Genomic DNA, 13,699 nt, shown 5'->3' with positions numbered 1-13,699 from the left:
CGCCCGGTTACATTTCGAACCCGGAAGCTAAGCCTTACAGCGCCGATGGTACTGCAGGGGGGACCCTGTGGGAGAGTAGGACGCCGCCGAACAATCTTTGGAGGACCCTTGGTCCCAGCGACTCGCTGGGACCAAGGGTCCTTATTTGTTTTTCCGATGCGCGCCGGGTACCCGGCTGCGCGAGAATGGCTTTGCGGTACCGAAGACAGGAGTCACCCATGTCCACCAACTCTCCCGACGAGCGTCCTGAGCGCGACCAACGCCGCCGGGACAGTGGTGACCGCGGCGGTTACCGCGGGGGTCCGCGCCGCAGTGACGACCGTGGTGGCTACGGCGATCGCAGTGGCTATGGCCGCCGCGACGACCGGCGCGATGACCGTCGTGACGACGACCGCCGTGATGACCGTGGCGGTTTCCGGCGCGACGAGCGCCGGGACGACCGGCGCGATGACCGTCGTGACGACCGTGGCGGTTTCCGTCGTGATGACCGCCGCGATGACCGTCGTGACGACCGTGGTGGCTTCCGTCGTGATGACCGGGACCGCGACCACGGTGGACGCCCCTCCTTCCGCCGCGACGACCGGTCGGCCGGCCCGCGCCGTGACGACCGCGACCGCCCCGGATTCCGTCGGGACGGCGACCGCCCCGGATTCCGTCGGGATGACGACCGTGGTGGGTTCCGTCGTGATGGCGGCGACCGTCCCGGCTTCCGCCGCGATGAGGACCGCGGTGGCTACGGCCGCCGTGACGACGACAGTCGCGGCCACGAGCGTCGGGATGACGACCGTGGTGGCTACGGCCGTCGCGTTGACGACCGTCGCGGCCACGAGCGTCGTGACGACGACCGTGGGGGGTTCCGTCGTGACGGCGGCGACCGTCCCGGCTTCCGCCGCGACGACGACCGCGGCGGGTTCCGCCGTGACGACCGTGACCGCGGTTTCCGCCGGGACGACCAGCGCGGCGGCTTCGGTCGCCGGGACGACCGGCGTGACGATCGTCGCGGTGAGGACCGTGGCGACCGGGGTGGCTTCCGCCGCGATGACCGTCGTGACGACCGGCGCGACGAGCGCCGTGACGACCGCGGCGGCTACCCCCGCCGGGACGACCGGCGCGATGCCCCCCGTGGCGGCGAGCGTGGCGACCGGGGTGGTTTCCGGCGCGACGACCGCCGTGACGACAGGCGTGACGATCGCCGCGATGAGCGCCGCGACGAGCGCGGCGGCTACCCCCGCCGTGACGACCGCGGTGCGCGCGGCCCCCGTCGCGACGACCGCGGCGGCCGTCCCGGTGGCTTCCGAGGCCGTGACGACCGGCGCGATGACCGTCGTGACGACCGGCGGGACGACCGTCGCGGCGGCGGCCGGTTCCGTGACGAGCGTGATCGTGACCGGGAGCCGATCAAGCGGCTGCCGATCCCCGAGGACGTCACGGGCGACGAGATCGACAAGGACGTACGGCAGGAGCTGCAGAGCCTGCCCAAGACCCTCGCGGAGGACGTCGCCAGGAACCTGGTGATGGTGGCCAGGCTCATCGACGAGGACCCCGAGGGCGCGTACGCCTACTCGAAGGTCGCGCTGCGGCTCGCGTCCCGTGTCGCCGCCGTGCGCGAGGCCGGCGGTTTCGCCGCGTACGCCAACCAGAAGTACGGCGAGGCGCTCGCCGAGTTCCGGGCGGCCCGGCGGATGACCGGGAACATCGATCTGTGGCCCCTCATGGCGGACTGCGAGCGCGGCCTCGGCCGGCCCGAGAAGGCGCTGGACATGGCCGGTGCGCCCGAGGTGCACAAGCTCGACAAGGCCGGTCAGGTCGAGATGCGGCTCGTCGCCGCCGGTGCACGCCGTGACATGGGTCAGCTCGACGCCGCCATCGTGACCCTGCAGAGCCCGGAGCTGGCTTCCAACTCCGTGCAGCCGTGGACCGCACGACTGCGGTACGCGTACGCCGACGCCCTCCTCGCCGCCGGGCGGGAGAGCGAGGCGCGTGACTGGTTCGCCAAGGCCGTCGAGTCCGACAAGGACGGCAGCACGGACGCCTCCGACCGGCTCGCCGAACTGGACGGCGTGGAGTTCGTCGACGCGCTCGACGAGACGGCGGACGACGAGGGGAAGAACGAGGCCGGCCTCGGCGAGGACGACGGCGACGGGTCCTCCTCCGAGTCGCCGACCGCGGACGTCGAAGACCCTGCGGACGACGAGGACGACGAGGACGGCACCGAGCGCCGCGCCGGCGACCGGGACTGACCCTCGCACACCGAAAGGGGCGGGATCCGACAGGGATCCCGCCCCTTCCTGTGTCCGGGGCGCCTCAGGAGGTCAGGGTCAGGATCCGCAGGACCAGCCCCGACGCCGGCTTCGGACCGAACGACGTCGACTTGCGGGGCATCGTGACGCCCTGGCGGGCCAGCTCGCGTACGACCTCCTCGCGGACCGGATGCATCAGTACGGCCGTGCCGCCGATGCGCTCGGCCTTCTCGACCGTGGCGGCCGTGTCATGGATGTAGGCGATGTGCTCCGGCGAGTCCTCGGGGATGCGCCACAGGTGTTCCAGCAGCGTCCGGTGCAGGACGGTCGCGTCCAGGGTGCGCCAGGCCTCCGGTGGGTCCCCGGGCACCGTACGGGCCAGCAGTTCCGGGGACGGCCGGTCCACGAGATGGAAGGCGCCGTCGCCCGCCAGCAGATAGGCGTTGCCGTGGCCGGCCGCCTCGGCCAGCGCGTCCAGGGCCTCGGGCAGGGGGACGGCCAGGTCGCGGACGCGGAACAGGTCGGTGAGGGCGGACAGCGCGTCGGCCACCGGGAGGCGGTGCAGGAGACGGTGGATCGCGCGCACCCGCAGGGGGTAGCGGGCGGTGTCCACCAGGAGGACCAGACCGTAGTCCCAGGGGCTGGGGGACCCGTGCTCCGCGCGTAGACGCAGATATGTCGCCCAGCGATGGTGGCCGTCGGCGATGAGGGCCTGGTGCTGGGCCAGCTCCGACTGGATCTCGGCGACCTCGGCCGGATCCGTGACCGCCCACAGACGATGGCTGAATCCGTCCTCCGTGGTGGTGCGAAGGAGCGGCGAACGTTCGGCGGTGCGTTCGATGACCGCCCCCGCGCCGGTCGCGGCTCCGCTGCCCCGGTAGGTCAGCAGCAAGGGTTCGAGGTTGGCCGAGGTCGCGCGCATCAGGGCCGCACGGTCGGCGATCACATGCGGCATCACGTCCTCATGAGGGAGGACCACACCGTCCGAGGGCTGCGACACACGCAGCGCGCCAATCACACCGCGCTGGAGCAGACCGTTGCCGCGCTGCTCGTAGATGTAGAGACCGGGCTCGGTGTCGGCCCTGAGGACGCCCTCGTCGAGCCAGCGGCGCAGGGTGTTGGCCGCCTGCTTGTTGCGTGCCGCCGGGGTGGCCGCCTGGGGCAGGATCAGACGGACGATGTTGTGCGGATCCGCCGATTCGAGGTGCAGCAGCCCGTCCGGGCGTACGACGACGTCGTACGGCGGGGAGGTGACCGCGGCGAGGCTGCCGACCCGATCGGGGTCGTAGCGCAGGCCCCGGAAAGGGGTCAGTTCAAGGCCCTTGCCCGCTGGTACGTCCCGGGGACCTGCAGTGTTCATTGATGCATCGTAAGTGTGTCAGTGCCGTGGGGGATGATCGGGGAAACGAGCGAACGAGGAGCGATGTGCAATGAGCCAGACCGTCAGGACGCGGCCCGAGGGCAGTGCGCGCCCCCTGAGCGAGGCGTACGACACGGCGCTGCTCGACCTGGACGGGGTGGTGTACGCGGGCGGCCGGGCGATCGTGCACGCCGTGGAGTCGCTCGGGACCGCTCGATCGGGCGGCATGCATCTGGCGTACGTGACGAACAACGCGCTGCGCACGCCGGACGCGGTGGCCGCGCACCTCACCGAGCTGGGGATACCGGCCGAGGCGGCGGATGTGGTCACCTCGGCGCAGGCGGTCGCCCGGCTGATCAGTGAGCAGGTGCCCGGCGGGTCGCGGGTCCTGGTGATCGGCGGTGACGGGCTGCGCGTCGCGCTGCGGGAGCGCGGTCTCGAGCCCGTGGAGTCGGCCGACGACGATCCGGTCGCCGTGGTGCAGGGTTACGGCGGGCCCGAGATGGCCTGGGGGCGGTTCGCCGAGGCGTGCTACGCCATCGCGCGCGGGGTGCCCTGGTTCGCGTCCAACACCGATCTCACGATCCCGAGCGCGCGCGGCATCGCACCGGGCAACGGGGCGGCCGTGGAGGTCGTCAGGATCGCGACCGGTGCCGAACCGCAGGTGGCGGGCAAGCCGCTGCCTCCGATGCACCGGGAGACGATCCTGCGGACCGGTGCCCGGCGGCCGCTGGTGGTCGGGGACCGGCTCGACACGGACATCGAGGGCGCGTTCAACGGCGAGGTGGACTCGCTGCTCGTGCTGACCGGGGTGACCGACGGCGCCCAGCTGCTCGCCGCTCCCGCGCACCACCGGCCGACGTACGTCGACGCGGATCTGCGGGGGTTGCTGACCGGTCAGCCGGACGTGGAGGCCACGGGCGACGGTTTCCGCTGTGGCGGCTGGACGGCGACGGCGGGTCGGGAACAGCTGGAGCTGACGGGCGAGGGCGAGGCCCTGGACGGTCTGCGGGCGCTGTGCGCGGCGGCCTGGACGGTGGCCGGCGACGGCGTCTGCGAGCTGGACGGGGGGAAGGCGCTGGCGCGACTGGGCCTGTGAGCCGGGAGGGTGGCCCTCCAGCGATTAGCGAGGGTAGGCTAACCTAACTTCGTGTTGGTCGACAGTCCTCCCGAACCGCGCGAGGAGACCGCCCCCGCGCCCCCAACCCGCCGGGCGATACGGTCCTTTGGGCTCCTGCTCTCGCTGGTGATCCTGGCGCTCGTCGTGCTGGCGAGCATCGCGGTCGGGGCGAAGGGGCTCTCGCCGCAGCAGGTCTGGCACGGTCTGTTCCATGACTCGGGCACCTATGCCGACGTGGTCGTCGGCGACCGGCTGTCGCGGACGGTGCTCGGACTGCTCGCCGGCGCCGCGCTCGGCCTGTCCGGTGCCGTCCTCCAGGCGCTCACCCGCAATCCGCTGGCCGACCCGGGGCTGCTCGGCATCAACGCGGGCGCGTCCGCCGCGGTGGTCACCGCCATCACCTACTTCGGCGTCACGAGCCTGAGCGGCTATGTCTGGTTCGCCTTCTTCGGCGCGGCCGCCGTCGGGGCCCTGGTGTGGTTCCTCGGCGGCAGCCGGGGCGCCACCCCGGTGCGGCTCGCGCTCGCCGGGACCGCGATCAGCGCGGCGCTCTACGGCTATCTCCAGGCCGTGATGATCACGGACGATGCGGCGCTCGGCAAGATGCGCTTCTGGACGGTCGGTTCGCTGGCCTCGGCCACCGACTCGACGATCCGGCAGGTCCTGCCCTTCCTCGTGGCCGGCACGGCCCTCGCGCTGGGCCTCGCCCGTCCGCTGAACGCCGTGGCGATGGGCGACGACACCGCCCGCGCCCTCGGCGCCGGCCTCAACCGCACCCGTGCCCTCGCCATGGCCGCCGCCACCGTGCTGTGCGGTGCGGCGACCGCGGCCTGCGGCCCGATCGTGTTCGTCGGGCTGATGGTCCCGCACGCCGTACGGTCCTTCACCGGCCCCGACCTGCGCTGGATCCTGCCGTACGCGACCGTCCTGTCGCCCGTGCTGCTGCTCGGCTCCGACGTCATCGGCCGTGTCGTCGCCCGGCCCGCCGAGCTCCAGGTCGGCATCGTGACCGCGATCATCGGCGGCCCGGTCTTCATCTTCCTCGTACGACGACGCAGGACGGCACAGCTGTGAAGACCACCCGTACCCTGCGCACCCCGGGCGGGCTCTCCGCACGCCTGGACCTCCGGGCGTTCACCGTCGTCCTTCTGCTGCTGGCCGCCACGCTCACCGCGAGCGTCCTGCTGATCGGCACCGGCGACTTCTCGATCCCGGCCGGCGACGTCATCAGAACGCTGTTCGGGGGCGGCAACCCGGGCCAGGAGTTCATCGTCACCCAACTCAGGCTGCCCCGGGTGCTCGTCGGCCTGCTGGTCGGTGCCTCACTGGGGCTCGGCGGCGCCCTGTTCCAGTCCATCTCCCGCAATCCGCTGGGCAGTCCGGACGTGCTGGGCCTCGGGCAGGGCTCGACGGCCGGGGCACTCGTGGTGATCGTGCTGTTCTCCGGCAGCGTCACCCAGGTCGCCCTCGGCGCGCTCGTCGGCGGACTCGCCACCGGGTTCGCCATCTATCTGCTGGCCTGGAAGCAGGGCGTGCACGGCTACCGGCTGGTCCTGGTCGGCATCGGCGTCAGCGCCGTCGTCACCGCGGTCAACGGCTATCTGCTCACCAAGGCCGACCTCGTCGACGCGGCCCGCGCGGTCGTCTGGATGACCGGCTCCCTCAACGGGCGCGACTGGGACCAGGTGTGGCCGCTGCTCGCGCTGTGCGCGGTCCTCGTACCGCTCGTCCTCGGCCAGTCGCGGGGGCTGCGGATGACGGAGATGGGCGACGACGTGGCGTATGCCCTCGGGGTGCGCGTCCAGCGCGTACGGGTGCTGCTGATGGTGTCCGCCGTGCTGCTCACCGCGGGAGCCACCGCCGCCGCGGGCCCGGTCGGCTTCGTGGCGCTCACCGCGCCGCAGCTCGCCCGCCGGCTGACCCGCTCACCCGGGCCGAACCTCGTGGCCTCCATGGTCATGGGCGCCACCCTGCTGATCGTCGCGGACTGGACCGCGCAGCGGGCCTTCGGCGCCGACCAGCTGCCCGTGGGTGTGGTCACCGGGGTCCTGGGCGGCCTCTATCTGCTGTGGCTGCTGGTCACCGAGCGCCGGGCGGGCCGCGTATGAGTGCCCCGAGCGCCCTGGACGGACCCGAGACGAACGACACAAGGAGCACCGTGAACCGCCTCTCCGCCGCCGACGTCACCCTGGCCTACGACCGGCGCGTGATCGCCGAGCGGTTGTCCGTGGAGATCCCCGACAACTCCTTCTCCGTGATCGTCGGGCCCAACGCCTGCGGCAAGTCCACCCTGCTGAGGGCGCTGTCCCGGATGCTCAAGCCGTCCCAGGGACAGGTGCTGCTGGACGGCCAGGTCATCCAGTCGATGCCGGCGAAGAAGGTCGCACGGACCCTGGGCCTGCTGCCGCAGTCCTCGATCGCGCCGGACGGGATCACCGTCGGCGACCTGGTGGCCCGCGGGCGCTATCCGCACCAGGGGATCCTGCGCCAGTGGTCCGGGGAGGACGAGCGGGTCGTCCGGGAGTCGATGACGCAGACCGGGGTCGCCGAACTCGCCGACCGCTATGTCGACGAACTCTCCGGGGGCCAGCGGCAGCGGGTGTGGATCGCCATGGCGCTCGCCCAGCAGACCCCGCTGCTGCTGCTCGACGAGCCGACCACCTATCTCGACATCCAGCACCAGATCGACGTACTCGACCTGTGTGCCGAACTGCACGAGACGCAGGGGCGGACGCTGGTCGCGGTGCTGCACGACCTCAACCACGCGGCGCGGTACGCCACCCATCTCATCGCCCTGCGCGACGGCGAGGTCGTCGCCGAGGGAGCGCCGAACGACATCGTCACGGCGGAGCTGGTCGAGAAGGTCTTCGGGCTGCGCTGCCAGGTCATCGACGACCCGGAGACCGGCACTCCGCTGGTGGTCCCGGCGGCCCGCCGGGCACGTGCGCGTGTCGCGGCCGAGGAGGCCGCCTGAGCCGCCACGGGGGCCCGGGAGCCACCACGGGGCCCCGGGGTGGCTAGAGGAGCTTTCTGAGGCGCAGCAGGTCCAGCAGGGCGGCCTCCAGCTTCACCCGGCCCGAGGCCCACGCCTTCGCGAAGTGCAGTTGGCCGTCGACCATCTCCACCAGGTCGTCGCCGGTCATCGCGAGCCTGATCTGTGCCTTGTCGGGCGGCGGTCCCTGGAGCGTGTCGTGCACCCGGATCCGGCCGTCCTGGAGGCGGCCGACGAAGGTGACGTCCAGGTCGGTGATACGGCAGCTGAGCGAGCGGTCCAGGGCCGCGGCCGCGCGCACGTCCCCGTCGGCGCCCGCCAGGTTGTCCGAAAACTTTTCGAGTGCCCTGCGGCACTCCTCAATGGTGGCCATCGTGAGCGACGGTACCTCAGCGCCACGAGGTAGCGTCGGGGCATGAGCGACTCTGTGACCGCGGCGGAGGCGGCAGCGGCGCAGGCCGACCCCGCGACCGAAGCCCCGGTGGAACCTGCGGCCGAACCCGAGGACGACCCGGCCGCCCCGGCCCCGCTGCACGTGGACCGGACCCCCACCGGCAACGCCGAGGTCGACGCCCGGCTGGAGCGGCTGGCCGACGCCGACCACCTCGCCACGGACGGCCATGTCGAGGTGTACGAGGATGTACACCAGGGGCTGCGTGACGTGCTCACCGCACTCGACGCGCGCCCGGGACCCCCGGCTCCCGCCCGTCACCCGACCACCGCCCCTCGATGAGACCCTTCGGGTCACACCAGTCAGACGACCGTACGAGAGCAGGAGCTGAACCGAACGTGGCAGGAGTGGCACGCCGCCGTCTGGACGCGGAGCTGGTCCGCCGGAAGCTCGCGCGCTCGCGCGAGCACGCGAGCCAGCTGATCGCCGCGGGCCGGGTCACCGTCGGCAAGACCGTCGCGACCAAGCCCGCCACCCAGGTGGAGACCGCGGCCGCCATCGTCGTCGTGCAGGACGACAGCGACCCCGAGTACGTGTCCCGGGGCGGCCACAAGCTGGCGGGCGCGCTGAAGGCCTTCATGCCCGAGGGTCTGACGGTCGAGGGACGGCGCGCGCTGGACGCCGGCGCGTCCACCGGAGGCTTCACCGACGTCCTGCTGCGCGCGGGTGCCGCCCAGGTCGTCGCCGTCGACGTCGGGTACGGACAATTGGCCTGGTCGCTCCAGAGCGATGAACGCGTCACCGTCAAAGACCGTACGAACGTACGGGAGTTGACGCTCGAAGCGATCGATGGGGAACCTGTGGATCTTGTCGTGGGGGATCTGTCCTTCATCCCGCTCGGACTGGTGCTGCCCGCCCTGGTGCGGTGCACGAAGCCGGATGCCGACCTGGTGATGATGGTCAAGCCTCAGTTCGAGGTGGGGAAGGAACGGCTCGGCAGCGGCGGTGTGGTGCGCAGCCCCGAGCTGCGCGCCGGGGCCGTGCGCGGGGTGGCCGAGCGGGCCGGGGAGCTGGGGCTCGGCGTGAAGGGCGTGACGGCCAGTCCCCTGCCCGGACCCTCGGGCAACGTCGAGTACTTTCTGTGGCTGCGAGCCGGGGCACCCGCTCTGGACCCGGCCGATGTTGACCGTGCAGTGGCGGAGGGGCCGCGTTGACACAGAACTCAGCTCGTACTGTTTTCCTGCTCGCCCACACCGGGCGGCCTGCGGCCATTCGCAGCGCCGAGCTGGTGGTCAAGGGTCTCGTGCGGTGCGGGATCGGCGTACGGGTCCTGGAGGCGGAGGCGGCCGACCTGCCGCTGCCGGAGGAGGTGGAGCTGGTCAAGGAGGCCACTCCGCAATGCCTCGACGGGTGCGAACTGCTCATCGTGCTCGGCGGTGACGGAACCCTGCTGCGCGGCGCCGAGTTCGCCCGCGCCTCCGGGGTGCCGATGCTCGGCATCAACCTGGGCCGGGTCGGCTTCCTCGCCGAGGCCGAGCGCGACGACCTCGACCGGGTCGTCGACCGCGTGGTGATGAAGGCGTACGAGGTCGAGGAGCGCATGACCGTCGACGTCGTCGTGCACAAGAACGGCGACATCGTGCACACCGACTGGGCGCTCAACGAGGCGGCCGTGCAGAAGGTCTCCGCCGAGAAGCTCCTGGAGGTCGTCCTGGAGATCGACGGCCGGCCCGTGACCGGGTTCGGCTGCGACGGCATCGTGTGCGCCACCCCGACCGGATCCACCGCGTACGCCTTCTCCGCTGGCGGGCCCGTGGTGTGGCCCGAGGTGGAGGCCCTGCTCATGGTGCCGATCAGCGCGCACGCGCTGTTCGCCAAGCCGCTGGTGACCTCGCCCAACTCCGTGCTCGCCGTGGAGGTGCAGCCGGACACCCCGCACGGGGTGCTGTGGTGCGACGGACGGCGCACCGTGGAGCTGCCCCAGGGCGCGCGGGTCGAGGTGCGGCGGGGAGCGGTCCCGGTACGGCTCGCCCGGCTGCACCACGCCTCCTTCACCGACCGGCTCGTGGCGAAGTTCGCCCTGCCCGTGTCCGGGTGGCGGGGAGCGCCTCACTAGCCCCACTGAAGGGTACGGGCCGGGTATGCGCGAGCGAGTGTCCCCCTCCGGGGTGACAGGGCCGCTCGCACATCCCCAGCCCGACCTCGTATGGTCTTCTCCGTGTTGGAGGAGATGCGGATACGGTCGCTCGGAGTCATCGATGACGCGGTCGTCGAGCTGTCACCCGGCTTCACCGCCGTGACCGGTGAGACGGGTGCGGGCAAGACCATGGTCGTCACCAGCCTCGGTCTGCTGCTCGGCGGGCGCGCGGACCCGGCGCTCGTGCGGATCGGCGCGAAGAACGCGGTCGTCGAGGGACGGATCACTCTGCCCCCGGGCGCCTCCGCCGCCGTGCGCGCCGAAGAGGCCGGGGCCGAGCTGGACGACGGGGCGCTGCTGATCAGCCGTACCGTGTCCGCCGAGGGACGCTCGCGGGCCCACCTCGGCGGCCGCTCCGTGCCCGTCGGGGTACTGGCGGAACTGGCCGACGAACTGATCGCCGTGCACGGGCAGACCGACCAGCAGGGCCTGCTGAAGCTGTCCCGGCAGCGGCAGGCGCTCGACCGGTACGCCGGTGACGCCGTCGCCACGCCGCTCGCCAAGTACGGCGAGGCCTACCGGCGGCTGCGGGCGGTCTCCGCCGAGCTGGAGGAGATCACCACGCGGGCCCGGGAGCGGGCCCAGGAAGCCGACATGCTGCGCTTCGGGCTCGACGAGATCGCGGCCGTGGAGCCGCGGGCCGGCGAGGACGTGGAGCTGGCCGAGGAGGCCGAGCGGCTCGGGCACGCGGAGGCGCTCGCCTCGGCGGCGACCGCCGCGCACGCGGCCCTCGCGGGCAATCCCGAGGACCCCGAGGGCGTCGACGCGGCCACGCTGGTGGCGGGCGCGCACCGGGCCCTGGAGGCGGTGCGGTCGCACGATCCGGCGCTGGCGGGGCTCGCCGACCGGATCGGGGAGATCGGGATCCTGCTGGGCGATGTGGCGGGGGAGCTGGCCGGGTACGCCGACGACCTCGACGCCGATCCGCTGCGGCTGGCGGCCGTGGAGGAGCGGCGGGCCGCGCTCACCGCGCTGACCCGGAAGTACGGCCAGGACGTGGGCGCCGTGCTCGCCTGGGCCGAGCAGAGCGCCGCGCGACTGACCGAACTCGACGGCGACGACGACCGGATCGAGGAGCTGACCGCCGAACGGGACGGGCTGCGCACCGAACTGGGCGCGCTCGCCCAGGCGCTGACCGACGCGCGGACGGAGGCCGCCGAGCGGTTCGCCGCCGCCGTCACCGCCGAGCTGGCCTCGCTCGCCATGCCGCACGCGCGCGTGTCGTTCGAGCTCCGCCAGACGGACGACCCGGACGGCGTCGAGGTCGGCGGGCGTACGGTCGCGTACGGGCCGTCGGGCGTCGACGAGGTCGAGCTGCTGCTCGCGCCCCACCCGGGCGCGCCGCCGCGGCCCATCGCCAAGGGCGCCTCGGGCGGTGAGCTGTCCCGGGTGATGCTCGCGGTCGAGGTCGTGTTCGCGGGGACGGACCCCGTGCCCACCTACCTCTTCGACGAGGTCGACGCGGGCGTCGGCGGCAAGGCGGCGGTCGAGATCGGGCGGCGACTGGCCCGGCTCGCGAAGACCGCGCAGGTCGTGGTCGTCACCCATCTGCCGCAGGTCGCGGCGTTCGCCGACCGGCAGCTGCTGGTGGAGAAGACGAACGACGGATCGGTGACGCGGTCGGGCGTGAAGGTGCTGGAGGGCGAGGACCGCGTCCGCGAGCTGTCCCGGATGCTGGCGGGCCAGGAGGACTCGGAGACCGCCCGGGCGCACGCGGAGGAACTGCTGGCGACGGCGCGGGCGGACGGCTAGCCGGAAGCGTCGGGCCGGCTCCCGCAGGGCGACGGGATGATCATGTGCTCTCGCCGGACCGTCTCGTTCGTCCGCGCCGCGCCCGTCACCCGCGCCGCCACGCCCGCCCTGCGCGCCCTGGCGCCGGGCGGGCCCGGCCGCCGGGAGCGGACGAACCACGCGGGGCGGACCGTCGGGCTGTACGCGCGGCCCGCCCCGACGTCGCCTACGAGTCGTCGTTCGGCGTTGAGCCGGAGACCGGAGCGGTCTACTACGTCACTCCGGATGGCGTGGCCTGCTTCGCCGACTCCACCGCCGGTCTCGGAACTCCTGAGCGAGATCGACCCGGCCGCCTTCGAGGGTTACACGGGGTTCCTCTGGCCGGCGCTCCTCGACCGGTGGCTCTGCTGACCGCTGGTCGAGCCTGACGCCGCAGGCCATTGCGGGAATACCTCCTGGATATTTTCGCGAGACCCAGGCAGGCCAAATCTTCAGTAAGACTTGTTAAGGGTAGAGGGCGCTTTTTCAGCTTTTGGTAAGCCTCTTTAGGCAATCCCTTCAGGTCTCGGTTGAGGGTGGACCGGCAGGACCTCGGCCATGTGCGGTGCGCGCGAAATGTGCGCCGCACCACAGATTGTTCTGGAACCTGACCCGGCTTTTTCTCATCTGTCCTGACGGACATCGCATCTCGTAGTTCTGCGAGTGGCCTTGGGTCCGGCGCCTGTCCGGGCATCCGGCCGCATTGCACCTCGAGGGCGGTGTCCTGGGGAGTGAGGTTCACTCCCCGATCACAAAGTCGGTTCAAAACCGAAGGAAAGTCCGGGGCAAGCCCGCGCGAAGGCGTGAGTGCGCTCCAGGGGACGGAAAGCGCAGTCTAGGGAAAGAGCCCATGGGTCTCACAAGCAACAAAGTGCTGGTGCTGGCGCTGGTGCTGGCCGTGCTGCTGTTCGTAGGCACGGTCTGGTACTGGCCGACGCTGGCGCGGCGCAACTGGCAGGCCGTCGGCGGACGGGTCGGCCTGCTGTTCGCCACCCAGCTCACCGTTATCGCGGCGCTCGGACTGGCCGCCAACCAGACCTTCGGGTTCTACGCCAGTTGGTCCGATCTGCTCGGTGAGGAGAACGGGCAGGGCGAGGTCGTCGACGACGGTGCCGCGGGATCGAGCGGCGGCCCCCTCCAGGTGCTCGGCACGCAGACGGTGAACGTCTCGGGTGGCGCGCGGCCGCAGATCGGCGGCCAGATTCAGAGGGTCACCATATTCGGACCGAAGACCCATATCGCCGCGCCCGCGTACGTCTACCTGCCGCCGGAGTACTTCCAGCCGGCGTTCCGCACGCGCTCGTTCCCGGTGGGCGTCGTCCTCACCGGCTACCCGGGTACGGCCGCGGCGCTCATCAAGGGGCTGAAATACCCGCGGACGGCGCACGAGCTGTCCAAGCAGGGCAAGATGCAGCCGATGATCCTGGTGATGCTGCGGCCGACCGTGGTGCCGCCACGGGACACGGAGTGCGTGGACGTGCCGGGCGGGCCGCAGGTCGAGACGTTCTTCACCAAGGACCTCCCCGACGCCGTCCGGTCCCACTACAGGAGGGTGGGCGTGAGCCCCTTCGGCTGGGGCGTCATCGGTGACTCCACGGGCGGCTACTGCGCGCTGAAGTTCGCGATGCA

Annotated in this window: 12 protein-coding genes and 1 rRNA gene; 11 read left to right on the top strand and 2 right to left on the bottom strand. The window is 72.0% G+C overall.

Going from position 1 to position 13,699, the window contains the following annotated elements; genetic code table 11:
• Together rrf and ACFYX0_RS43625 are read left to right on the top strand one after the other, a co-directional pair.
• Positions 1-92 (top strand): 5S ribosomal RNA (gene rrf, locus ACFYX0_RS43630); the annotation flags it as partial.
• Positions 93-1,406: 1,314 nt separating this feature from the next.
• A complete protein-coding gene (locus ACFYX0_RS43625; RefSeq protein WP_388980314.1) occupies positions 1,407-2,240 on the top strand; it encodes a hypothetical protein in 834 nt (277 codons plus the stop codon).
• A 64-nt stretch (positions 2,241-2,304) separates the two neighbouring features.
• Here the strand turns inward: ACFYX0_RS43625 and ACFYX0_RS43620 are convergent, their stop codons facing one another.
• Positions 2,305-3,600, bottom strand: a complete 1,296-nt coding sequence (locus ACFYX0_RS43620; RefSeq protein ID WP_388980312.1) for a DUF1015 domain-containing protein — start codon at positions 3,598-3,600, stop codon at positions 2,305-2,307.
• A gap of 70 nt (positions 3,601-3,670) precedes the next feature.
• Between ACFYX0_RS43620 and ACFYX0_RS43615 the strand changes: the two genes are divergently transcribed.
• The 4 genes from ACFYX0_RS43615 to ACFYX0_RS43600 are packed head-to-tail and all read left to right on the top strand — an operon-like array spanning position 3,671 to position 7,694.
• The gene (locus ACFYX0_RS43615) at positions 3,671-4,699 is read left to right on the top strand and encodes an HAD hydrolase-like protein (RefSeq protein ID WP_388980309.1); all 1,029 of its coding nucleotides are present in this window, start codon (positions 3,671-3,673) and stop codon (positions 4,697-4,699) included.
• Between the two features lie 51 nt (positions 4,700-4,750).
• Complete coding sequence (locus tag ACFYX0_RS43610; protein WP_388980306.1) at positions 4,751-5,794, top strand: FecCD family ABC transporter permease; 1,044 nt, start codon at positions 4,751-4,753, stop codon at positions 5,792-5,794.
• Positions 5,791-6,828 carry a FecCD family ABC transporter permease gene (locus tag ACFYX0_RS43605; protein WP_388980303.1) on the top strand — a complete coding sequence of 346 codons (1,038 nt, stop codon included), beginning with the start codon at positions 5,791-5,793 and terminating at the stop codon, positions 6,826-6,828. Before ACFYX0_RS43610 ends, ACFYX0_RS43605 begins: the two co-directional genes overlap by 4 nt.
• Positions 6,825-7,694: an ABC transporter ATP-binding protein gene (locus tag ACFYX0_RS43600; RefSeq protein WP_388980301.1), complete on the top strand. Its 870-nt coding sequence runs from the start codon at positions 6,825-6,827 to the stop codon at positions 7,692-7,694. The genes ACFYX0_RS43605 and ACFYX0_RS43600 overlap by 4 nt, the downstream gene beginning before the upstream one ends.
• A gap of 43 nt (positions 7,695-7,737) precedes the next feature.
• On the opposite strand, the gene ACFYX0_RS43595 is transcribed toward ACFYX0_RS43600, so the two are convergent.
• The gene (locus tag ACFYX0_RS43595) at positions 7,738-8,085 is read right to left on the bottom strand and encodes an SCP2 sterol-binding domain-containing protein (protein ID WP_355924178.1); all 348 of its coding nucleotides are present in this window, start codon (positions 8,083-8,085) and stop codon (positions 7,738-7,740) included.
• Between the two features lie 42 nt (positions 8,086-8,127).
• Between ACFYX0_RS43595 and ACFYX0_RS43590 the strand changes: the two genes are divergently transcribed.
• The 5 genes from ACFYX0_RS43590 to ACFYX0_RS43570 all read left to right on the top strand — a co-directional run.
• Positions 8,128-8,445 (top strand): hypothetical protein, encoded by a 318-nt coding sequence (locus ACFYX0_RS43590; protein ID WP_388980298.1) that lies wholly within the window; start codon positions 8,128-8,130, stop codon positions 8,443-8,445.
• A gap of 56 nt (positions 8,446-8,501) precedes the next feature.
• Complete coding sequence (locus tag ACFYX0_RS43585; RefSeq protein WP_388980295.1) at positions 8,502-9,317, top strand: TlyA family RNA methyltransferase; 816 nt, start codon at positions 8,502-8,504, stop codon at positions 9,315-9,317.
• Positions 9,314-10,219 (top strand): NAD kinase, encoded by a 906-nt coding sequence (locus tag ACFYX0_RS43580; protein WP_355924172.1) that lies wholly within the window; start codon positions 9,314-9,316, stop codon positions 10,217-10,219. The genes ACFYX0_RS43585 and ACFYX0_RS43580 overlap by 4 nt, the downstream gene beginning before the upstream one ends.
• Before the next feature lie 90 nt (positions 10,220-10,309).
• Entirely contained in the window at positions 10,310-12,052 is a 1,743-nt protein-coding gene (gene recN, locus ACFYX0_RS43575) for a DNA repair protein RecN (protein ID WP_355924170.1), read from the top strand.
• A gap of 868 nt (positions 12,053-12,920) precedes the next feature.
• Positions 12,921-13,699, top strand: a 779-nt coding sequence (locus ACFYX0_RS43570; protein WP_388980292.1) for an alpha/beta hydrolase, incomplete at its 3' end; no start/stop codon positions are given.

The sequence above is a fragment of the Streptomyces sp. NPDC002573 genome (genome assembly GCF_042889625.1).
Lineage (GTDB): Bacteria > Actinomycetota > Actinomycetes > Streptomycetales > Streptomycetaceae > Streptomyces > Streptomyces gibsoniae.
The sequence above is the reverse complement of the archived record's forward strand: the minus strand, read 5'-3'. Positions and strand labels throughout refer to the sequence as shown.